The sequence below is a fragment of the Brachybacterium sp. NBEC-018 genome (genome assembly GCF_024860185.1).
Classification (GTDB): domain Bacteria; phylum Actinomycetota; class Actinomycetes; order Actinomycetales; family Dermabacteraceae; genus Brachybacterium; species Brachybacterium rhamnosum.
This window is the reverse complement of record NZ_CP100650.1, coordinates 1,669,729-1,688,589: the sequence shown is the minus strand read 5'-3', so window position 1 is coordinate 1,688,589 and position 18,861 is coordinate 1,669,729. Positions and strand designations below refer to the sequence as shown.

Annotated in this window: 17 protein-coding genes; 7 read left to right on the top strand and 10 right to left on the bottom strand. The window is 74.5% G+C overall.

Annotation, left to right across the window (positions count from 1 at the left end):
• The first annotated feature begins 15 nt into the window (after nt 1-15).
• The gene (locus NLU66_RS07560; RefSeq protein WP_259362313.1) at nt 16-1,554 is read left to right on the top strand and encodes an aspartate ammonia-lyase; all 1,539 of its coding nucleotides are present in this window, start codon (nt 16-18) and stop codon (nt 1,552-1,554) included.
• Nucleotides 1,555-1,671: 117 nt separating this feature from the next.
• Here NLU66_RS07560 and ppk2 read toward each other — a convergent pair whose 3' ends face one another.
• From ppk2 to purN, 3 genes are all read right to left on the bottom strand, one after another.
• On the bottom strand, nt 1,672-2,577 hold the full coding sequence (gene ppk2 / locus NLU66_RS07555) for a polyphosphate kinase 2 (protein ID WP_259362312.1): 906 nt from the start codon (nt 2,575-2,577) through the stop codon (nt 1,672-1,674).
• A 147-nt stretch (nt 2,578-2,724) separates the two neighbouring features.
• The gene (gene purH, locus NLU66_RS07550) at nt 2,725-4,359 is read right to left on the bottom strand and encodes a bifunctional phosphoribosylaminoimidazolecarboxamide formyltransferase/IMP cyclohydrolase (RefSeq protein WP_259362311.1); all 1,635 of its coding nucleotides are present in this window, start codon (nt 4,357-4,359) and stop codon (nt 2,725-2,727) included.
• A 115-nt stretch (nt 4,360-4,474) separates the two neighbouring features.
• Entirely contained in the window at nt 4,475-5,098 is a 624-nt protein-coding gene (gene purN, locus NLU66_RS07545; RefSeq protein ID WP_416232187.1) for a phosphoribosylglycinamide formyltransferase, read from the bottom strand.
• A gap of 36 nt (nt 5,099-5,134) precedes the next feature.
• Here purN and NLU66_RS07540 point away from each other — a divergent pair, with 36 nt between their 5' ends.
• A complete protein-coding gene (locus NLU66_RS07540) occupies nt 5,135-5,542 on the top strand; it encodes a hypothetical protein (RefSeq protein ID WP_259362310.1) in 408 nt (135 codons plus the stop codon).
• A 7-nt stretch (nt 5,543-5,549) separates the two neighbouring features.
• Here the strand turns inward: NLU66_RS07540 and NLU66_RS07535 are convergent, their stop codons facing one another.
• Entirely contained in the window at nt 5,550-7,007 is a 1,458-nt protein-coding gene (locus NLU66_RS07535) for a DUF6350 family protein (protein WP_259362309.1), read from the bottom strand.
• Nucleotides 7,008-7,090: 83 nt separating this feature from the next.
• Here NLU66_RS07535 and NLU66_RS07530 point away from each other — a divergent pair, with 83 nt between their 5' ends.
• Nucleotides 7,091-8,377 (top strand): isochorismate synthase, encoded by a 1,287-nt coding sequence (locus NLU66_RS07530; RefSeq protein WP_259362308.1) that lies wholly within the window; start codon nt 7,091-7,093, stop codon nt 8,375-8,377.
• Nucleotides 8,378-8,416: 39 nt separating this feature from the next.
• Here the strand turns inward: NLU66_RS07530 and NLU66_RS07525 are convergent, their stop codons facing one another.
• Genes NLU66_RS07525 through NLU66_RS07510 form a run of 4 tightly spaced genes read right to left on the bottom strand, consistent with a single transcriptional unit; the run spans nt 8,417 to nt 14,209 of the window.
• The gene (locus tag NLU66_RS07525; protein ID WP_259362307.1) at nt 8,417-9,892 is read right to left on the bottom strand and encodes a trypsin-like peptidase domain-containing protein; all 1,476 of its coding nucleotides are present in this window, start codon (nt 9,890-9,892) and stop codon (nt 8,417-8,419) included.
• A 5-nt stretch (nt 9,893-9,897) separates the two neighbouring features.
• Nucleotides 9,898-11,625, bottom strand: a complete 1,728-nt coding sequence (gene menD / locus NLU66_RS07520) for a 2-succinyl-5-enolpyruvyl-6-hydroxy-3-cyclohexene-1-carboxylic-acid synthase (RefSeq protein ID WP_259362306.1) — start codon at nt 11,623-11,625, stop codon at nt 9,898-9,900.
• Nucleotides 11,626-11,678: 53 nt separating this feature from the next.
• Nucleotides 11,679-12,656 carry an o-succinylbenzoate synthase gene (locus tag NLU66_RS07515; protein ID WP_259362305.1) on the bottom strand — a complete coding sequence of 326 codons (978 nt, stop codon included), beginning with the start codon at nt 12,654-12,656 and terminating at the stop codon, nt 11,679-11,681.
• 23 nt (nt 12,657-12,679) lie between these two features.
• On the bottom strand, nt 12,680-14,209 hold the full coding sequence (locus NLU66_RS07510) for an amino acid permease (protein ID WP_259362304.1): 1,530 nt from the start codon (nt 14,207-14,209) through the stop codon (nt 12,680-12,682).
• Nucleotides 14,210-14,340: 131 nt separating this feature from the next.
• Here NLU66_RS07510 and NLU66_RS07505 point away from each other — a divergent pair, with 131 nt between their 5' ends.
• Genes NLU66_RS07505 through NLU66_RS07495 form a run of 3 tightly spaced genes read left to right on the top strand, consistent with a single transcriptional unit; the run spans nt 14,341 to nt 17,620 of the window.
• On the top strand, nt 14,341-15,333 hold the full coding sequence (locus NLU66_RS07505) for a 1,4-dihydroxy-2-naphthoyl-CoA synthase (RefSeq protein WP_259362303.1): 993 nt from the start codon (nt 14,341-14,343) through the stop codon (nt 15,331-15,333).
• Nucleotides 15,330-16,667: an AMP-binding enzyme gene (locus NLU66_RS07500; RefSeq protein ID WP_259362302.1), complete on the top strand. Its 1,338-nt coding sequence runs from the start codon at nt 15,330-15,332 to the stop codon at nt 16,665-16,667. Before NLU66_RS07505 ends, NLU66_RS07500 begins: the two co-directional genes overlap by 4 nt.
• A 56-nt stretch (nt 16,668-16,723) precedes the next feature.
• The gene (locus NLU66_RS07495) at nt 16,724-17,620 is read left to right on the top strand and encodes a 1,4-dihydroxy-2-naphthoate polyprenyltransferase (RefSeq protein ID WP_259362301.1); all 897 of its coding nucleotides are present in this window, start codon (nt 16,724-16,726) and stop codon (nt 17,618-17,620) included.
• Nucleotides 17,621-17,665: 45 nt separating this feature from the next.
• Here the strand turns inward: NLU66_RS07495 and NLU66_RS07490 are convergent, their stop codons facing one another.
• Together NLU66_RS07490 and NLU66_RS07485 are read right to left on the bottom strand one after the other, a co-directional pair.
• Nucleotides 17,666-17,941: a DUF4229 domain-containing protein gene (locus NLU66_RS07490; RefSeq protein WP_259362300.1), complete on the bottom strand. Its 276-nt coding sequence runs from the start codon at nt 17,939-17,941 to the stop codon at nt 17,666-17,668.
• A gap of 62 nt (nt 17,942-18,003) precedes the next feature.
• Complete coding sequence (locus tag NLU66_RS07485) at nt 18,004-18,342, bottom strand: hypothetical protein (RefSeq protein ID WP_259362299.1); 339 nt, start codon at nt 18,340-18,342, stop codon at nt 18,004-18,006.
• A gap of 101 nt (nt 18,343-18,443) precedes the next feature.
• Between NLU66_RS07485 and NLU66_RS07480 the strand changes: the two genes are divergently transcribed.
• The gene (locus NLU66_RS07480; protein ID WP_259362298.1) at nt 18,444-18,791 is read left to right on the top strand and encodes a PLD nuclease N-terminal domain-containing protein; all 348 of its coding nucleotides are present in this window, start codon (nt 18,444-18,446) and stop codon (nt 18,789-18,791) included.
• Nucleotides 18,792-18,861: the final 70 nt, after the last annotated feature.

Here is an 18,861-nt window from a genome sequence, read left to right as displayed (position 1 = left end):
CGGAGGACAGTACCCATGACCCATCCCGGTGCGACGACAGGATCCGCCACCCGCCGCGAGCACGACCTGCTCGGCGATCGCGAGGTCCCCGCCCACGCCTATTACGGGATCCAGACCCTGCGGGCGCAGGAGAACTTCCACATCACGGGAGTCCCCCTGTCCCACTTCCCCCGCCTCATCGAGGCGCTCGCCCAGGTCAAGCGGGCCACCGCCCGGGCCAACCATGCTCTCGGGGCGCTCGACGACGAGCGCGCCGCCGCGATCGAGCAGGCCTGCGAGGAGATCGCGGGCGGTGCGCTGCACGAGCACTTCGTCGTGGACATGATCCAGGGCGGTGCGGGCACGAGCACCAACATGAACGCGAACGAGGTCATCGCGAACCGCGCGCTCGAGATCCTGGGGCACGAGAAGGGCGACTACGAGCACCTCCACCCCAACAACCACGTGAACCTCGCGCAGTCCACGAACGACGTCTACCCCACCGCCGTGCGGCTCGCGATGATGCTCTCCTTCCCCGCGCTCGCGGAGGCCATGGACACGCTCATCGGCGCGCTGCGGGACAAGGGCGACGAGTACGCGGACGTGCTGAAGATGGGCCGCACGCAGATGCAGGACGCGGTCCCGATGACGGTGGGCCAGGAGTTCCGCGCCTGGGCGACGACGATCAGCGAGGACGTCGAGCGGCTGACCCGCACCGCGCGGCTGTTCCAGGAGATCAATCTCGGCGCGACCGCGATCGGCACGGGCATCACGACCGATCCCCGCTACGCGCAGCTCGCGGCCCGAGAGCTCTCGCAGCTCACCGGTGTCGAGTTCACGGTCGCCGCGGACCTCGTCGAGGCGACGAGCGACACGGGCGCCTTCGTCACCTTCTCCGGGGTGCTCAAGCGCATCGCGGTGAAGGTCTCGAAGATCTGCAACGACCTGCGCCTGCTCTCCTCCGGCCCGCGAGCGGGCTTCGCCGAGATCACCCTGCCGGCGGTGCAGCCGGGCTCCTCGATCATGCCGGGGAAGGTGAACCCGGTGATCCCCGAGGTCGTCAACCAGGTGGCCTTCGAGGTGATCGGCAACGACCTCACGGTGACCTTCGCGGCGGAGGGCGGCCAGCTGCAGCTGAACGCCTTCGAGCCGGTGATCTGCTTCAACATCCTGGAGTCCACCCGGGTCATGACCCGGGCGATGGACACGCTCGCGGAGCGCTGCATCCGCGGGATCACCGTGAACCGCGAGGTCGTGGACGACTACATCCACCGCTCGATCGGGGTGGTGACGGCGCTCGTCCCGGTGATCGGCTACGCCGCCGCGACGGACATCGCGAGCACCGCGCTCACCACGGGACGGCCGGTGCGCGAGCTCGTCCTCGAGCGGGGCCTCATCGACGAGCACCGGCTGGAGCTGCTGCTCTCCCCCGCCTCGATGACCCGCCCGGTGCGCGCGACGGCCACGGGCACGATCCCCGCGCTGACAGAGGAGGCGCCGGACTCCGGGGAGATCGGCCGTCCGCTCGAGCAGGACCCGCAGGAGCTCCCGGTCCCGGACGACGGCACCGTCTGAGCCGCCCCGCCGACCCGCCGTCGGCCCGTCCCGCCCGGGACGCGGAAGGGCCCGGCCCCGAGGGGACCGGGCCCTTCCGCACGTCACGAGGGACGGCGGGACGGCGAGCTCAGCGGCTCACTCGTCGGCCTCCTCCATCTTGCCGCGCATGACGAGCTTCGGATCGGGCTGGCCGACCACGTCGTGGTCCTTGTCCTCGTACTCGAACTGCGAGAGGAAGTAGCGCATCGCGTTGATGCGGGCGCGCTTCTTGTCGTTGCTGCGGATGATCGTCCACGGCGCGTACTTCTTGTCCGTGCGGCGGAACATCTCCTCCTTGGCCTGCGTGTACGCCTCCCAGCGGTCGAGGGACTCGAGGTCCATCGGGGAGAGCTTCCAGCGGCGCACCGGGTCGAGCTGGCGGATCGCGAAGCGGGTCCGCTGCTCCTTCTGCGAGACCGAGAACCAGAACTTCGTGAGGTGGATGCCGGAGTCCACGAGCATGCGCTCGAAGGACGGCGTCTGGTTCATGAAGGTCTCGTACTGCTCGGGGCTCGCGAAGCCCATGACCCGCTCGACGCCGGCGCGGTTGTACCAGGAGCGGTCGAAGAGCACCATCTCACCCTCGGTGGGCAGGTGCTGGACGTAGCGCTGGAAGTACCACTGGCCGCGCTCGCGGTCGCTCGGCTTGTTCAACGCGACGACGCGCGCGGTGCGCGGGTTCAGGTGCTCCGTGAAGCGCTTGATGGTGCCGCCCTTGCCGGCCGCGTCCCGCCCCTCGAAGATGATGATCGCCTTCTGGTCGTTGTCCTCGAGCCAGTACTGGAACTTCAGCAGCTCCACCTGGAGCTTGTACTTCTCCAGCTCGTAGTCCTCGCGGTCCATCCGGGTCTCGTAGGGGTACCCCTCCTGCCAGGTGTAGACGGGGTTGCCCTGCGGGTCGATGAGGTCGGGGTCGGGGGTGTGACCGTCCTGGACCGTGTAGCCCTCCTCGCGCAGGTGCTCGATGTACTCGCGCAGGGACTGGTTGTCAGGGATTCTCACGGTCACTCCTTCGACACATGCTCATGTTGGGCACCACTGTAGGGGGCGTGCATGACGTCCAGGTGAACGGACGGCCTGCTCGGAGCGGGGACCGACCGGTCCGTCGCACGGCGTGCGCGAGGGACCGGCCGGGAGCCCCGGAGGGGCTCAGTGGGCGAAGTGCCGGGTGCCCGTGAGGTACATCGTGACGCCCGCCGCGCGACAGGCCTCGACGACCTCCTCGTCGCGGATGGAGCCGCCGGGCTGGACGATCGCGCGGACCCCGGCGTCGATGAGGATCTGGGCGCCGTCGGCGAAGGGGAAGAAGGCGTCCGACGCGGCGACCGCGCCGCGGGCCCGCTCCTCGCCGTCCTCGCCGAGCGTGTTCGCGCGGGTCACGGCGAGCCGGCAGGAGTCCAGGCGGTTGACCTGGCCCATGCCGATGCCCACGGCCGCGGAGTCCTTCGCGAGCAGGATCGCGTTGGACTTCGCGGCGCGGACGGAGCGCCAGGCGAAGGCGAGGTCCGCGAGGGTCGCGGCGTCCGCCGCCTCGCCCGAGGCGAGGGTCCACCGCGAGGGGTCGTCGCCGTCGGCGTCGACCGCGTCGGCGTCCTGGATGAGGGTGCCGCCCCAGATCGGGCGCACCTCGACGCCGCCGCGGGTGCGGTCCTCGACCTGGAGGATGCGGAGGTTCTTCTTGCCCTGGAGCAGCGCGAGGGCGTCCTCCTCGTAGCCGGGGGCGAGGATGACCTCGGTGAAGATCGGCTTGACCTGCTGCGCCATCGCGAGGGTGACGGTGCGGTTGGCAGCGATGACGCCGCCGTAGGCGGAGAGCGGGTCCGTCGCGTGGGCGCGCGCGTGGGCGAGGGCGAGATCCTCGCCCTCGGCGACGACCGCGATGCCGCAGGGGTTGTTGTGCTTCATGACGACGACGCACGGCTGGTCGTGGTCGAAGGCGGCGCGCGCGGCGGCGTCCGCGTCGACGTAGTTGTTGTAGCTCATGGGCTTGCCGCCCAGCAGCGTCGCGCCCGCGAGGCCCGGGGCCTCGGGGTCGGTCACGGCGATCCGTGCCCGCTGGTGGGGGTTCTCGCCGTAGCGGAGGGTCGCGGTGATGCCGAAGGCGGCGGCCTCGTCCTCGGGGAGGTCGAGCAGCGAGACCTCCTGGCCCTCCTCGGCGCCGTCGGTCTCCTCGCCGGCGTCCTCGGAGAGGCGCGCGGTCATCCACTCGGAGATCGCGGTGTCGTAGTCCGCGGTGACGGTGAAGGCGATCGCGGAGAGCTCCTGGCGCTCGGCGAGGGTGAAGCCGCCGACGCGGGCGGCGCGCGCGGCGTCGGCGTAGCCGTCCTGCTCGACGACGACGGCGACGCTCGCGAAGTTCTTCGCCGCGCCGCGCACCATCGAGGGGCCGCCCACGTCGATCTTCTCGATGATCTCGTCGAAGCTGCCGCCGGCGGCGACGGTCTCGGAGAACGGGTAGAGGTTCACGACGACGAGGTCGAAGGGCTCGATGCCGTGCTCGGCGAGCTGGGCGCGGTGGGTCTCCTCGCGGAGGTCCGCGAGGATGCCGCCGTGCACGCGCGGGTGGAGGGTCTTCACGCGACCGTCGAGCATCTCGGGGAAGCCGGTGACGGTCTCCACCTCGGTGACGGCGATGCCCGCGTCGCGGACGGTCGCGGCGGTCGAGCCGGTGGAGACGATCTCGGCGCCGGTCTCGGCGAGCGCGGTGGCGAGCTCGACGATGCCGGTCTTGTCGAAGACGGAGAGGAGGGCGCGGCGGATCGGGCGGCGATCGGTGGCGGTCACGAGGGGGCTCCTGTTCGAGGGCGGGTGCGGTCCTTGCGACGAGCACCCAGGCGGTCGATGCTCGCGGTTCACTCCCCGGTGGTCCTCCCACCTGCGCCAGTCGTGTGGGACCAGACTACCGGGCGGCGAGGGTGCGCACCACGTCGACCAGGAGCGGCTGCTCCGCGGCCTTGATGCGCTCGTGGAGCGTGCCCTCGGTGTCGTCCTCGAGGACAGGGACGGCGACCTGGGCGAGGATCCGCCCGGTGTCCACCCCGGCGTCGACCTCGATGACGGTCGCGCCGGTGATCTTCACCCCGTGGGCGAGGGCGTCGCGCACGCCGTGGGCGCCGGGGAAGGAGGGCAGCAGGGCGGGGTGGGTGTTGACGATGCGGCCCCCGTACGCGTCCAGCAGCGGGGAGCCGACGAGCCGCATGAAGCCGGCGAGCACCACGAGCTCGGGATCGTGGGCGGCGACGGCGGCGGCGAGCGCCTCGTCCCAGGCGGCGCGGTCGGGGAAGTCGCGCAGGGCGACGACGGCGGTGGGGATCCCCGCCTCCCGGGCGATGTCGAGGCCCGCGGCGGGCTTGTCCGCGAGGACGCCGACGATCACGTAGGGCGAGTCCGCGGCGCGGGAGGCCTCGAGCAGGGCGGCGAAGGTGGAGCCGGTGCCGGAGAGCAGGACGACGACGCGCGTGGGCGCCGTCCCGGGGGTCCCGGTGGTCGCAGGGGTCTCGGGGAGGGGGGTCGCGGGGGTCACCGGGCCAGGGTAGCGACGAGCGGGCACAATGGGGCGATGAGTCCCGCGAGCGACCCCTCCCCCGACGACAGCCGCCGGCACATGCGGCGGCTCGCGCTGCTCACCGTGCTCATGCTCCTGGCCTGGATCCTGCTGATCGCGCCGCTGCCGTGGTCGCTGCTCGCGGGGGTCGTCGCCGCGGCCGCGCTCGTGGTGCTCGTCCCGGTCGCCGTCTCCGCGTTCCGCCGGGGCCGGCGCGGCTCGGCGGTGCTCGCCGCCGTGGTGGGGGTGCCGGCGACGCTCATGATCATCACGAGCTCGCTCGTCTCGGTGCTGTTCTACGGCCCGATGTCGGAGCTCGAGGAGTGCCGGGACACGGCGCTCACGCAGCGCGCGGAGGCGCAGTGCCGCCAGGACGTCGAGGACTCCGTCGCGACCTGGCTCGGGGACCTGACAGGGAGCTGACGGGGAGCTAGCGCTCCGAGGGCGAGCCCGCCGCGAGGCTCGTCCCGCGCTCCTCCGCCTCCTCGGCGTCGGACGCGGTGGAGGTGTCGGGAGCGGTGGCGGCATCGGACGCGGTGGAGGCGCCGGACCCGGTGCTGTCCTCGTCAGCGGCGTCGTCGTCCGTGGCCCCGGAGCGGGCGGCGCCGGCTCCGCGCTCCTCCTGCTCCGCGCGCTCGACCCGCTCGCGGAGGGAGCCCACGAGACCGCGCGCCCACGGCACCGCCGGCGTCGCGAGCAGGCCGATCACGGCGGCGGTGCTCAGCACGACGATCCCCAGCAGCGGCAGCAGCAGGGTGGACATCTCCGGGCCGAGGTGCACCAGGCGGCCCTCGCCGATGCGCCCCGTGGAGAGCCCCGCGAGGAGCAGCACCGCGACGACGACGAGCGCCGGGTAGGCGACCCAGGCGGTCACGCGGTCCCGCAGCGCGAGCCCCGCGGTGTCCCGGACGAGCCGGTACGCGCCGAGGACCACGGCCGCGACCGGCAGCACGAGCAGCGCCCAGACCCAGACGGGGGCGGCGCCGGGCTGCGGGATCGCGGCGAGCATCGGCAGCGCGGGGAGCACCCCGGTCTCGACGCCGTGCAGGGACAGGGCCGTGCCGCTGCCCACGGAGACGGTCCCGCCCAGCAGCACCGCCATCGCCCAGACGATGAGCAGCGGCAGCAGGGCGAGCTGCAGCAGGGTCAGCACCGCACCGCCCACGACGCCCGGGGCCAGCTGGTCGAAGAGCGCGGACTGGCCCGGGATCGAGATCACCAGCAGCACCACCACGAGCGCGGTCGCGGCGGCGACGAGCCCGCCCAGCGCGAGCAGCACGGCGCGGGCGACGGCGTCGAAGGGCGCGGGCAGCAGGGCGAGGACCCGCACCGCGGGGACCGTCGCGGTCGCCTCCCGGCGCACGGACCACAGCAGGCCCAGAAGCCCGCCCACCACCGAGATCAGCGCGGCGGAGACGAGGGCGGAGGCGATCACGGGGCTCGCCTCGCCGCTGCGTCCGAGCGCGCCGACGACCGCCATGCCGACGGCGTAGACCGCCGTGTACGCGCCGAGCGCCCCGCCTGCGTCCCGCAGGGCCCGGGTGCGCAGCACGCCGTCGTCGCGGACGAGGTCCAGGCCGCGGCCCACGCGGCGCATGCCGAGCGCGGAGACGGCGACGAGCAGCAGGCTGAGGCCCAGCGGCGTGAGGGTCGTGGCGCCCTCGATGACGCCCGTGCCGAGCGTGACCCCGCCGCCGTGGCCGAGGACGAGCAGGTTCAGGGCGATGAGGACGGCGTCCAGGGCGGTGGCGCTCGAGCCGCTCCCGGCGATCTGCGCGGCGAGCGCGGGGACCACGGTGATCGCGAGGACCGTGCCGAGGCTCACTGCGGCGGCGACGACCCCCCGGACCAGGGGTGTCGCGATGCTTCCGCCGCCGCTGCTGCTCACGCTCTGCTCCATCCGCCGGGTGTGCTGGTCGAGGTCCATGGTCGCACCCGGGACGGGCCGTCCAGTGTCGCATAATGACACGGATGCCATCCACGGACCTGAACCTCGACCCCGCTGCGGAGCAGCCGCGGCTCGTGGTGCGCACCTGGCGGATCGACGAGGACGTCGACCTCGCGGCGCACCTGCCGGCGGCCCCCTCGGGGGCGTGGCTGCGACACGGTCAGGGACTCGTCGCCCTGGGCCGGGCCTGGGAGTTCACCTCCACCGGGCCGGACCGCTTCACGGCGGCCTCCGCCGCCTTCCGGGCGCTCGCCGCCCGCGCCGACGTCGTCGACGAGGTCCTCACCCGCGGCAGCGGTCTCGTGGCCCTCGGCTCCTTCTCCTACGCCGCCGCCTCCGAGCGCGCCTCGACGCTGCTGGTGCCGGAGGCCGTGCTCGGCGTGCACGACGGCGAGGTGTTCCTCACGCTCGCCTCCCGGGACGACGAGCCGTCGGCCCCCGCGCACTTCACCTCGCTGTTCCCCGCCGCCCCCGCGGAGCCGCCGCTCCCCCCGGGTCGGCTCACGATAGAGGCGGACCACTCCCCCGACGAGTACCAGGCGCTCGTGCGCGAGGCCGTGCGGGCGATCCGGGCGGGGCAGGCGGAGAAGGTCGTGCTCTCCGAGACGACGACGGTGCGCACCGCGGAGCCCGCCGTGCCCGGCGCGCTGCTCGCCCGGCTCACCGCCGCCTACCCGAGCACGTGGACGTATCACGTGGCCGACATGATCGGGGCGAGCCCGGAGATGCTCGCCCAGGTCCAGGACGGCCGGCTGTTCTCGCGCGTGCTCGCGGGGACGCGATCCGTGGCCGACGTCGGCGAGCTCGCGGCGGACGACCGCCGCGCCTTCCTCGCCGATGCGAAGGAGCTCTCCGAGCATGCCTACGCGATCGACTCGGTGCTCGCGCGGCTCGAGGGCATCGCGCAGGTCGAGCACCGCTCCCCCGAGCCGTTCGTGCTGCGCCTGCCGGGGCTCGAGCATCTCGCCTCCGACGTCACCGCGCAGCTCTCCGAGGGCGTCACGAGCCTCGACGTGGCGGCGCGCCTGCATCCCTCCGCGGCCGTCTCGGGGACCCCGCGCGAGGCGGCGGACGAGATCATCGCCCGGCTCGAGGCGCGGGACCGCGGCGGCTACGCGGCGCCCGTGGGCTGGATGGACGCGCGCGGCGACGGCCAGTGGGCGATCGCCCTGCGCGGCGGCCACCTGCTCGAGGACGGCGGCGTGCGGCTCCAGGCGGGCGGCGGGCTCGTCGCCGCCTCGGACCCGGTCTCCGAGCACGCCGAGGTGCTCGCGAAGTGCCGGCCGATGCTGCGGGCCCTGCGGGGCTGAGCCCCGCCGGCGCTCAGCCCCGGCCCCGGAGCGGCACCGTCAGGAGGCGGCCGTGAGGGTCACCGTGACCTGCTGCTCGCTCCCGTCGCGGACCACCGTGAGCGTGTGCTCCGAGTCCACGGCGAGGCCGCGCACGACGCCCGTGAGCGCGGCGGCGCCGTCGACCGGGGTGTCGTCGACCGCGACGACCACGTCGCCCTTCCTCAGACCGGCGCTCGCGGCCGGGGTGCCGTCCTCCGCCGAGACGACCTCGGCGCCCGTGCGGGTGGTGCCGCTCGCCTCCGCGCTGCCGTCCGTCGTGGTGACGCCGAGGTAGGCGTGCTGGGCGGTGCCGCCGTCGATGAGCTGGTCCGCGATGAGCTTCGCGGTGCTCGCGGGGATCGCGAAGCCCAGGCCGATGCTGCCGGCGGTCTCCTGGCCGCTCGCGACGCCCGCGATCGAGGAGTTGATGCCGATCACGGCGCCGGTCGCGTCCACGAGCGGGCCGCCGGAGTTGCCGGGGTTGATCGAGGCGTCGGTCTGGATCGCGGAGGTGTAGGTCGAGTCGGAGCCGTCGGGCTGCTGGCCGGTCGTCGTCACGGGGCGGGCGGTCGCGGAGACGATGCCGGTGGTGACCGTGTTCTGCAGCCCGAGCGGCGTGCCGATCGCCATGACGTCCTGGCCCACCGTGACGGAGCCCGAGTCGCCGAAGGTCGCGGGCTGGAGGTCGCTCGGCGGATCGTCGAGGCGGAGCACGGCGAGGTCCGTGGAGGCGTCGGTGCCGACGATGCTCGCGGCGTAGACGGAGCCGTCGGAGAGGGTGACCTGCACCTGCTGGCCGCCGTCGACGACGTGGTTGTTCGTGAGGATGTTCCCCGTGGTGTCGAGCACGACGCCGGTGCCGGTGGAGGTGCCGCCCTGGGCGGCGACCTGGATCTCCACGGTGCTCGGGGTGACGGCCGCGGCGACCGCGGACCAGTCCGGGTCCGAGGACGAGGAGGCGGTGCTCACGGGGCCCTGCGTCGAGGACGAGGAGGTCGCCGCCGTGGAGGCGCCGTCGGAGCCGAGCAGCTGGTCGTAGGCGACGACGCCGCCGAGGGTCACGCCGCTGGAGAGCAGCATCCCCGCGCCGACGAGCACGACGACGCCGCCCCACCCGGGACCGCGGCGGGTGCGGGCGGGGGCGGCCGCGGTGTCGACCGGCGCCGGTCCCGCGTACCCGGGATCGGCCGGCGCGCCGTAGGTGCCCTCGGGCGCCGGGGCGCCGTAGGTCGGCGCCTCACGGCTCGTCGCCCACCAGGGGTCCGCGGAGGCCTGCGGGGCGCCCGTCACGGCCGGAGCAGGCTGCTGGTCGGTGGGCACCGAGCCGAGCTGCTCCGTGGGCGGCTCACCCCACTGCGGGGCGAGCGTCTCGGTGGGCTGCTCCGCGCCCGGCCGGGCATCCGGCGCCGCGTACCAGCCCTGCGGCGGGGACACGGTGGGGTCCTGAGGCTGGCGGGGCTGCTGCGGCTGCGGGGGCGTGCTCTGCTCGTTCACGGGAGTCAGTGAAGCGGAGCTTCCCCGGAGTCCGGCTGGAAGCGGCTGTGCATCTCCTGTGCGATGAGGACCCGCAGGCCGCGGGACGGCGCGGCGAGGGCGGCGGGCAGCTCCTCGGGTGCGAGGGTGCGGGCCTCGGCGCCGAGCGCGGCCGCCGCCGCGGCGAGATCGGTGCCGTGCGGGGTCGTGAAGAAGCGCCGCAGCAGGGACGGCGGCGCGGAGGCATGCTCGAGCCCGCCGAAGATCCTGCCCCCGTCGTCGTCCACCACCACGACATCGAGATCGGGGCGGCGCTCCTCGGGCCCGATGACGAGCCCGGTGAGGTCGTGCAGGGCGGTGAGGTCGCCGACGAGCAGACGCACGCGGCCCGTGCTCCCCTGCTCCGCGCCCGCGGCGGAGCGGGCGAGGGCGACGCCGCCCGCGACGGAGGTGGTGCCGTCGATGCCGGCGAGGCCGCGGTTGGCGAGCACGGTGCCCGCGACGGGCCCCGCGTGCTGCTCGAGGTCCCGCACGAGGCTCGAGGAGCCGAGCACGAGGACGTCCTGCTCCTCGGTCGCGTCCCAGACGGCGAGCGCGGCGCGCGCCTGCCACGGAAGCGGGGCCGCGGCGCTCTCCGGCTCAGGATCGGAGGCCTGCCAGGCGGCGAGGTGCTCGCGGCGCCGCGCGGCCTCGGTGGCGTCCGGGGCAGGGGCGGTGATCGCGGGGACCACGAGCCGGGCTCGACGGGCGGCGTCGGCGAAGTCCGGGTGGGGATCGACGACGACCACGTCGACGTCGGCCGCGCCGAGGAGCGCGCCGATCACGGGGCGGGAGAGCGTCGGATGCCCCAGCACGATCGCCTGTCGCGGGCGCAGCGGGTGCGCGGGATCGGCCATGACCCGGGCGAGGAGCGCGGGGTAGCCGGGGACGAGGGAGCTCCCGGAGCGGGCGCCGGAGCTGGGCTCGGCGAGCAGCGGGAGCAGCTGCGCCTCCGCGAGCTCCCGGGCCGCGGGACCGGCGCCGTCCCCGGCGACGACGACCGCGCTCGGGTCGATCGGCACGGCGACCGGGGCGGGAGGCCCCGCGGGCACGCGATGCGTGAGGACGATCCCCGGCGCCTCCGCGGCCGGGGAAGGACGCTGTGCGGGGGCGACGGGGGCGAGGGGGTCGCGGAACCCGAGGTTCAGGTGCACGGGGCCGGGATGCTCGCCCGTCGCGGCGGCGACCGCGCGGGCGGCCGTCGAGACGAGCGTGCGCAGCTCGGTCGCGGTCGCGCCGGCGGCGGTCGGCGCGGGGAGGTCCGCGCGCAGTCGCGTGAAGTCGCGGTACAGGTCCGCCTGCCGGGTGGTCTGGTTCGCGCCGGTGCCGCGCAGCTCCGCGGGACGGTCCGCGGTGAGCACGATCAGCGGCACCCGCGAGTGGTGGGCCTCCATGACGGCGGCGAGGAGGTGCGCGGTCGCGGTGCCCGAGGTGGTGAGCACTGCTGCGGGGTGCGCGGGGTCCTCCCGGGAGAGGCCCAGGGCGGTGAAGGCCGCGGCGCGCTCGTCGATCCGCACGTGGGCCTCGAGCAGCTCCGGGAGGTCGCCCTCGTGGAGGGCGTGGACGAGGGGCGCGGAGCGGGATCCCGGCGCGGCGACCACGTGCCGCACGCCGAGCGCGGCGAGCGTGCGCCACAGGGTGACCGAGGCGTCCACCGCCCCCGATCCGGTGGGTGCCGGGACGGGGATCGTGGTGGGGCCGGGGAGCGCGGGCATGAGCCCAGCCTAGTCAGCGCCCGGGGCTCCGGTGCCCGGCCGCGGGGCGGGGCTCAGAGCATCGACGCGCACGCCGCGAGACGCTGCTCCCAGGCGGCCTCGAGGGCGGGGGCGGCCGCGTGCCGGTCCAGGAGGTCCTCCTCCGGCTCCGCCCGGCCCACGGGCAGGACGCCGCCGCGGGCGTGCAGCGAGCGCGCGGTGAGGTCCGCGGTGAGCAGGCTCGCGGTGCCGAGGCCGCAGTCGTGCGCGAGCTCGGGCAGGGAGCCGGCGAGCGCGAGCCCCGCGGAGAGCCCCACGCTCGACTCGATCGCGGAGGAGACGACGACCGGCAGCCCCGCCTCGGCGGCGAGGTCGAGGCAGCGGCGCACCCCGCCCAGCGGCTGCACCTTCATGACGAGGACGTCCGCCGCCTCGGCGCGGGCGACCCGCAGGGGGTCCTCGGCGCGGCGCACGGACTCGTCGGCCGCGATCGGCACGTCGAGGCGGCGGCGCAGGGCGGCGAGGTCCTCGATGTTCGCGCAGGGCTGCTCCGCGTACTCGAGCCCGCCGGCGGCGCGGTCCAGCCGCGGCAGCGCGTCGAGCGCCTCCTCGAGGGTCCAGGCGGCGTTCGCGTCCACGCGGATGCGGCCGTCGGGGCCCAGCGCGTCACGGACCGCGGCGACCCGGTCGAGGTCCTCCTCGGGGCTCGCGCCGGGATCGGCGACCTTCACCTTCGCGGTGCGCGCGCCGCCCACGCCCGCGAGTCGGGCGGCGAGCGCCGGCTGCACGACGGGGATCGTCGCGTTGACGCCGATCTCCCGGCGGAGCGCGGCGGGGCGGGGCAGGGTCGCGTCCTCGATCGCGGCGCGCAGCCAGGCGGAGGACTCCTCCGCCTCGTAGTCCCAGAACGGGGAGAACTCCGCCCAGCCCTCCGGCCCGTGCAGGAGCACGCCGTCGCGCACCTCGATGCGGCGGAAACGGGTGGTCATGGCGATCGCCCAGGCGTGCGCCCGGTCGATGCCGAGGTCTCGGAGGGAGGCGGGGATCTGCATCCCTCGAGGGTAGTGCGACTCCCTCAGCGCTCCTCGCCCGGGCCGGCGGACGGAGCCGGCGGCACGGCGTTCCAGGCGTCGGCCTCCGCCTGCTCCTGCGCGACCCGCTCGCGGAACGCGGCGCGCGCGGCGACGTGCTCGGGGCGGCGGCGCAGCAGCACGTAGCCCACCGCGATCACGACGAACCAGACCGGCGTGGCGAGCATGCCCGCGAGCGTGTCCGGGTCCCCGGTGAACGCCCACAGCAGGAACAGGAAGAAGCCGAGGACGACGCCCACCATGGCGCGCCCGCCGGGCATGGCGAAGCTGCTCGCGGCGTGCTCCTGCGGTCGCCGGCGGCGGTAGGCGAGGTAGCTCAGCAGGATCATCGTCCACACGAACATGAAGCACAGCGAGGAGACGGTCGTGACGACGGAGAACGCCGCGGACTCGCCGAGGCCGAAGGCCAGCAGGACGACCGAGGCGAGCAGCATCACGCCCGTGAGGTAGAGGGCGTTCTGGGGGACGCGGCGACGGGAGACCTTCGCGAACAGGGCCGGGGCGTCCTTCTGGGTGGCGAGGCCGAACACCATCCGCGAGGTCGAGTAGATGCCCGAGTTCGCCGAGGACATGGCGGAGGTCAGCACCACGAGGTTGACGATCGCGGCGGCCGCGGGCAGCCCTGCCGCGTCGAAGACCTGGATGAACGGGGAGTTGTCGGCGTCGTAGACGGTCCACGGCATGACGGACATGAGGATCACGAGGGAGCCGATGTAGAACAGCAGGATGCGCACGGGGATCGACTGGATCGCCCGGGGCAGGTTGTGCTCGGGGTCCTTGGTCTCCGCGGCGGTGGTGCCGACGAGCTCGATGCCGACGAAGGCGAAGGTCGCGATCTGGAAGGCGGCGACGAAGCCGGTGAAGCCGTTGCCGAAGAACCCGCCCCGGTCCCACAGGTGGGCGAAGCTCGCGGCGCCGTGGCCCGAGTCGAAGCTCGTCAGGACGAGCACGAGGCCCACGACGATGAGGGCGAGGATCGCGACGATCTTCACCATCGCGAACCAGAACTCGGTCTCGCCGAAGGCGCGCACCGTCGGCAGGTTCAGCCCGATCAGCGCGACGATGACGACGAGCGCGATGACGGGTGTGGCCCAGGCCGGCAGCACGGGGACGAGGTGGCGGACGTACACGGAGGCGATGACGATGACGTCCGCGACGGCGGTGACGACCCAGCAGAACCAGTACGTCCAGCCGGTGAAGTAGGCGGCCCAGGGGCCCAGCAGGTCACCGGTGAAGTCGGCGAAGTTGCGGTACTCGCGGCGGGAGAGCAGCAGCTCCCCCATGGCGCGCATGACGAAGTACAGCATGAAGCCGATGATCAGGTAGACGAGCAGCACGGACGGGCCGGCCACGGAGATCGTCTTGCCGGAGCCCATGAAGAGCCCGGTGCCGATGGCGCCGCCGATCGCGATGAGCTGGATGTGGCGGTTGCCGAGGGCGCGGTCCAGGTGCGGGGAGGACTGGTCGCCGTCGCCGCCCTGCCGGGTGGTGCGGGAGGTGGTGTCTGAGGTCACCGCGCGAGGCTACTCCTCGGTCATCCTCAGTTCGCACGAGCGCCACGCCGTGACCGGATCGCGACGGGACGGCCCGGGCGCCGCTCGCCGACCGCCTCCCCGGCCCTCCGCCCCGGCGATACCCTGAGCAGATGACCGTCGACCCCGCTCCCCTGCCCCGTCAGGTGTCCGACACCTTCGACCCCGCGCGCTGGCGGGAGGTGGGACCCGAGGAGCTCGGCGGCCCCGCGCTCACCGACGTCACCTACCACCGCGCCGTCGAGCGGATCGAGAGCCCCGACGGGGAGCGCACTGTGCGGGACCTCCCCACCGTGCGGATCGCCTTCGACCGGCCCGAGGTGCGCAACGCCTTCCGGCCGCAGAGCGTCGACGAGCTGTACCGGACGCTCGACCACGCCCGCCTGGACCCCACCGTCGGCGTGATCCTGCTGACCGGCAACGGCCCCTCCCCCAAGGACGGCGGCCACGCCTTCTGCTCGGGCGGCGACCAGCGGATCCGCGGCCGCTCCGGCTACGAGTACGACGACGCCGAGGAGCTCGACGCGACCGCCTCCGTGCGCACCCGCTCCGCGGGACGGCTGCACATCCTCGAGGTGCAGCGCCTCATGCGCACCATGGGCAAGGTCGTCATCGCGGTCGTCAACGGCTGGGCCGCGGGCGGCGGCCACTCCCTGCACGTGGTCGCCGACCTCTCGATCGCCTCGCGGGAGCACGCGCGCTTCAAGCAGACCGATGCGGACGTCGGCTCCTTCGACGGCGGCTACGGCTCCGCCTATCTCGCCAAGCAGGTGGGCCAGAAGCGGGCCCGGGAGATCTTCTTCCTCGCCGAGGAGTACTCCGCGCAGGACGCCTACGAGTGGGGCGCCGTGAACCGGGTCGTGGACCATGCCGAGCTCGAGGACGCCGCGCTCGCGATGGCCGCGACGATCGCCACGAAGTCCCCGCAGGCGATCCGGATGCTGAAGTTCGCCTTCAACCTCGCCGACGACGGCCTCATGGGCCAGCAGGTGTTCGCCGGGGAGGCCACCCGCCTCGCGTACATGACCGACGAGGCCGCGGAGGGCCGCGACGCGTTCCTCGAGAAGCGCGCCCCGGAGTGGTCCTCCTTCCCGCACCCGCAGTGACCGCGGAGATCGCCCCGGCGGCGCCCTGGGCCCGGCCCGCCCCCTATGACGCCTCCGCGGCCTCGCTCGCGGAGCACGTCGCGGCGATCGGCGAGGTCATGGCCGGCCGCTCCCGCCTGTGGCTCGGCGCCGGGGACCCGCCGTCGTCCCTGCCCGCCGGCTTCGAGGACACGGTGCTCGTGGTCCCGACCTCCGGCTCGACGGGCACCGCGAAGTCGGTCGCGCATCCGCTGCGCACGCTGCTCGCCTCGCAGGACGCGACCGCCGCGGCGCTCGGCGGTCACGGCCTCTGGCTGCCGCTGCTGCCGCCCACGCACATCGCGGGTGTGCAGGTCATCGCGCGCGCCCATCGCACCGCCCAGGTGCTCGGGCTCGACGCCGCCGCGCTCCCGGAGCAGCTGCCGGACCTGCGCGGCCACTTCGACGCGGCCGCGCTCGTGCGTGCGGCCGCTCCGGCGCTCGAGCAGGCGGAGGCCGCGGGCCTGCCCGCCTTCACCTCGCTCGTGCCCACGCAGCTCGCCCGCATCGTCACGGGCGCGTCGGGGGACGACGCCCGGGCGCGCGCCCTGCTGCGCCGCTTCGCCGGGGTGCTCGTGGGCGGCGCGGCGACCCCGGGCGACGTCCTCGCCCGTGCCCGCGGCGCCCGGATCGCCGTGCGCACCACCTACGGCTCCTCGGAGACGGCGGGCGGCTGCGTGTACGACGCCGCGCCGCTCGCGGGCGTGCACCTCCTCCTCGCCGACGCGCACGACGGCGAGGGCCGCCTGCTCGTCGACTCCCCCACGCTCGCGACCGGCTACCTCGGCGCGGACGGCGCCGGCGTGCAGGACGGCTTCGCCGAGGTCGACGGTCGGCGCGTGCTCGTCACGAGCGACCTCGCCCGGATCGCGGAGGACGGCTCGCTCACGGTCCTGGGACGCGCGGACGACGTCATCGTCACCGGCGGCCGGAAGGTGCTCCCGCAGGACGTGGAGCGCGCCGCCGAGGCCTCGCTCGTGCTGCGCGGGCTCGTGACCGGCTGCGCCGTGGTCGGCGTGCCCGACCCGGAGTGGGGTCAGCGCGTCGAGGCGCTCGTGACGCTCGTCGCGGGCGCCGCCCCCGAGGAGGCGACGGCGCTCGTGCGCTCCGCGCTCCGGATCGCGGAGCTGCCCTCGTGGTCGATCCCCAAGCGTGTGCACGTCGTCGCCGAGCTCCCGCTGCGGGGCATCGGCAAGATCGACCGGGCGGCCGCCGCCGCGCTCGCCCGGAGCCGCGCCGACGAGGCCACCACCGCTGTCGACGTCGGCGATGACACGGCCGCGCGCGGGACCTCCGCGGGCGATCGGCGCGCCTGAGCGGCGTATCCTCGACGGGGCCGCGCAGTGCGGGACCGGACGGCGACAGGAGCATCATGGCCAGCCTCTCCCAGTGGGTGCAGGGGGCGCGCCCCCGGACCCTCCCGGCGGCCGTCGCCCCGGTCGCCGCCGGCACCGGGGTCGCCGTGCGCGAGATCCTCGCGAGCGGGGAGAGCCTCGGCTGGGGCCTGCTGCTCCCCCGGGTGCTGCTCGCCCTCGGCGTCGCGCTCGCGCTGCAGGTGGGCGTGAACTACGCCAACGACTACTCCGACGGGATCCGCGGCACGGACGACGATCGTGTCGGGCCGTTCCGCCTCACCGGCTCGCGCTCCGCGGAGCCCGCGACCGTCAAGCGCGCCGCGATCGGCGCTCTCGCCCTCGGTGCTCTGCTGGGCGTCGTGCTGATCGCGATCGCCGGGATCTGGTGGATGCTCGTGGTCGGCGCGGCCGCCGTCGCCGCCGCGTGGATGTACACGGGCGGGAAGCACCCCTACGGCTACCTGGGCCTCGGCGAGCTGTTCGTGTTCGTGTTCTTCGGCCTCGTCGCCGTGAACGGCACCGCCTACGCGATCACCGGCGGCCTCTCCCTCTCCGCGCTGCTGGTCTCCTGCGCGATCGGGCTGCTCGCGGTCTCGATCATGCTCACCAACAACCTGCGGGACATCCCCACGGACCGCGAGGCGGGGAAGACGACGCTCGCGGTGCGCCTGGGCGAGCGCGGCACGCGGCTGCTGTTCGCGGTCACCGTCATCGCGCCGTTCGTGCTCGTGGTGCCGCTCATGGTCCAGCATTGGCCGGCCGCGCTCGTGCTGCTCGCGCTGCCGCTCGCGATCGGACCCGCACGGGTGGTGCTCCGAGGCGCCCAGGGCCGGGCCCTGATCCCCGTGCTCGGCGCCGCCGGGCGCCTCGAGCTCGTCTTCGCGCTGCTGCTGCTCGCGGGTCTCTGCCTCTGAGCCCGCGCCGGCCCTGAGTCGGCGCGCGGCGTCGGGTGCGGACGCTCAGTCGCGGTCGCGCTCGTCGAGGAGCGCGTCCTCCTCCGCGGCGTCCTCGTCCACGACCGGGCCCCGCTTCTCGCGCCGCCGCTCGTCGACCTGCTGCAGGCCCTCCGCGGCCTTCTGCCGCCGGCCTCCCAGCAGGAGGAAGGAGATCATCATCGCGATGAGCACCGCGAGCAGGCCCGCGAGGATCTCGCCCACACCCACCAGGGTCAGCAGGTACCAGATCACCAGCCACAGGGCGATCCGGATCAGGGCGTAGCCGAGCACGTTGCGCATGGGGTCAGCGTAGGACCCCCACCTCCGAGGAGCCTCGGGAGCGGCGCGCTCCGGGGCGGAGGTCACTCCCCCGCGGCGTCGGGCTGGTCGAAGACGTAGAAGGCCCCGCCGCCGGGGGCGGTGAAGCCGGCGACCTGCCCGCCGGGGATCCGGTAGGGCGGGACCGGCCCGGCGATGCCCGGATGGGCGTCGATCCAGGCGGCGAGGTCGGGGACGAGGTACATGGGCCCCGCGGGCTGGTCGGTCTCGGAGACCATCACCTGGCAGCCGGCGTCGGGGACCCGGTAGGCGATCTTGCGGCCGCCGTCGCGCCAGGCCTCCTGCCAGCCGAGCTCGTCGCGGAAGAAGGCCTCGTCGGCGGCGAGGTCGTCGGTGTGCTGGAAGAGGAACGTGAGCTGCATGAGGGCCTCCGGGGCCGGCTTCGGGACTGCTCCGTCCCGACGAGACTATCCCTCCCCCTCCGCGCGGACCAGGGGCCCGCGTCGCCGCCTAGACTCGATCCATGGCCCGCGTGATCCCCGTCGTCCTCTCGATCGCTCTGACGATCTTCGCCCTCGCCGACTGCGTGCAGACGGAGGACGCGAAGGTGCGCGGGATCCCGAAGTGGGCCTGGATCGTGCTCGTCGTGCTGATCCCGTGGATCGGGCCGATCACCTGGCTGCTCGTGGGCCGGGACCGGACCCCGGGCACCGGCACCGCCCGTCGCGGCGGTCCGCGCCGCGAGGGGCCCCTCGCCCCGGACGACGACCCGGAGTTCCTGCGCGACCTCGACGAGCAGATCCGCCGCGAGCGCCGCGACCGGGAGCGCCGGGAGCAGACCCCCGGGGACGACGACGCCCCCGAGGCCTGATCGGCCGGGGCCGATGCAGACCGCGGGGGCGGTCACGCCGAGGTCGGGTGGACCGTCGGCCTCGCGTGCG

Coding starts and splice junctions, on each gene's coding strand:
- NLU66_RS07490 (WP_259362300.1), bottom strand. CDS start 17,941: ATGCGCAACGTGCTCGGCTACGCCCTGATCCGGATCGCCCTGTGGCTG.
- NLU66_RS07480 (WP_259362298.1), top strand. CDS start 18,444: ATGGCCCGCGTGATCCCCGTCGTCCTCTCGATCGCTCTGACGATCTTC.
- NLU66_RS07560 (WP_259362313.1), top strand. CDS start 16: ATGACCCATCCCGGTGCGACGACAGGATCCGCCACCCGCCGCGAGCAC.
- menD (WP_259362306.1), bottom strand. CDS start 11,625: ATGCCCGCGCTCCCCGGCCCCACCACGATCCCCGTCCCGGCACCCACC.
- NLU66_RS07515 (WP_259362305.1), bottom strand. CDS start 12,656: ATGCAGATCCCCGCCTCCCTCCGAGACCTCGGCATCGACCGGGCGCAC.
- NLU66_RS07505 (WP_259362303.1), top strand. CDS start 14,341: ATGACCGTCGACCCCGCTCCCCTGCCCCGTCAGGTGTCCGACACCTTC.
- NLU66_RS07485 (WP_259362299.1), bottom strand. CDS start 18,342: ATGCAGCTCACGTTCCTCTTCCAGCACACCGACGACCTCGCCGCCGAC.
- NLU66_RS07540 (WP_259362310.1), top strand. CDS start 5,135: ATGAGTCCCGCGAGCGACCCCTCCCCCGACGACAGCCGCCGGCACATG.
- NLU66_RS07530 (WP_259362308.1), top strand. CDS start 7,091: ATGCCATCCACGGACCTGAACCTCGACCCCGCTGCGGAGCAGCCGCGG.
- NLU66_RS07495 (WP_259362301.1), top strand. CDS start 16,724: ATGGCCAGCCTCTCCCAGTGGGTGCAGGGGGCGCGCCCCCGGACCCTC.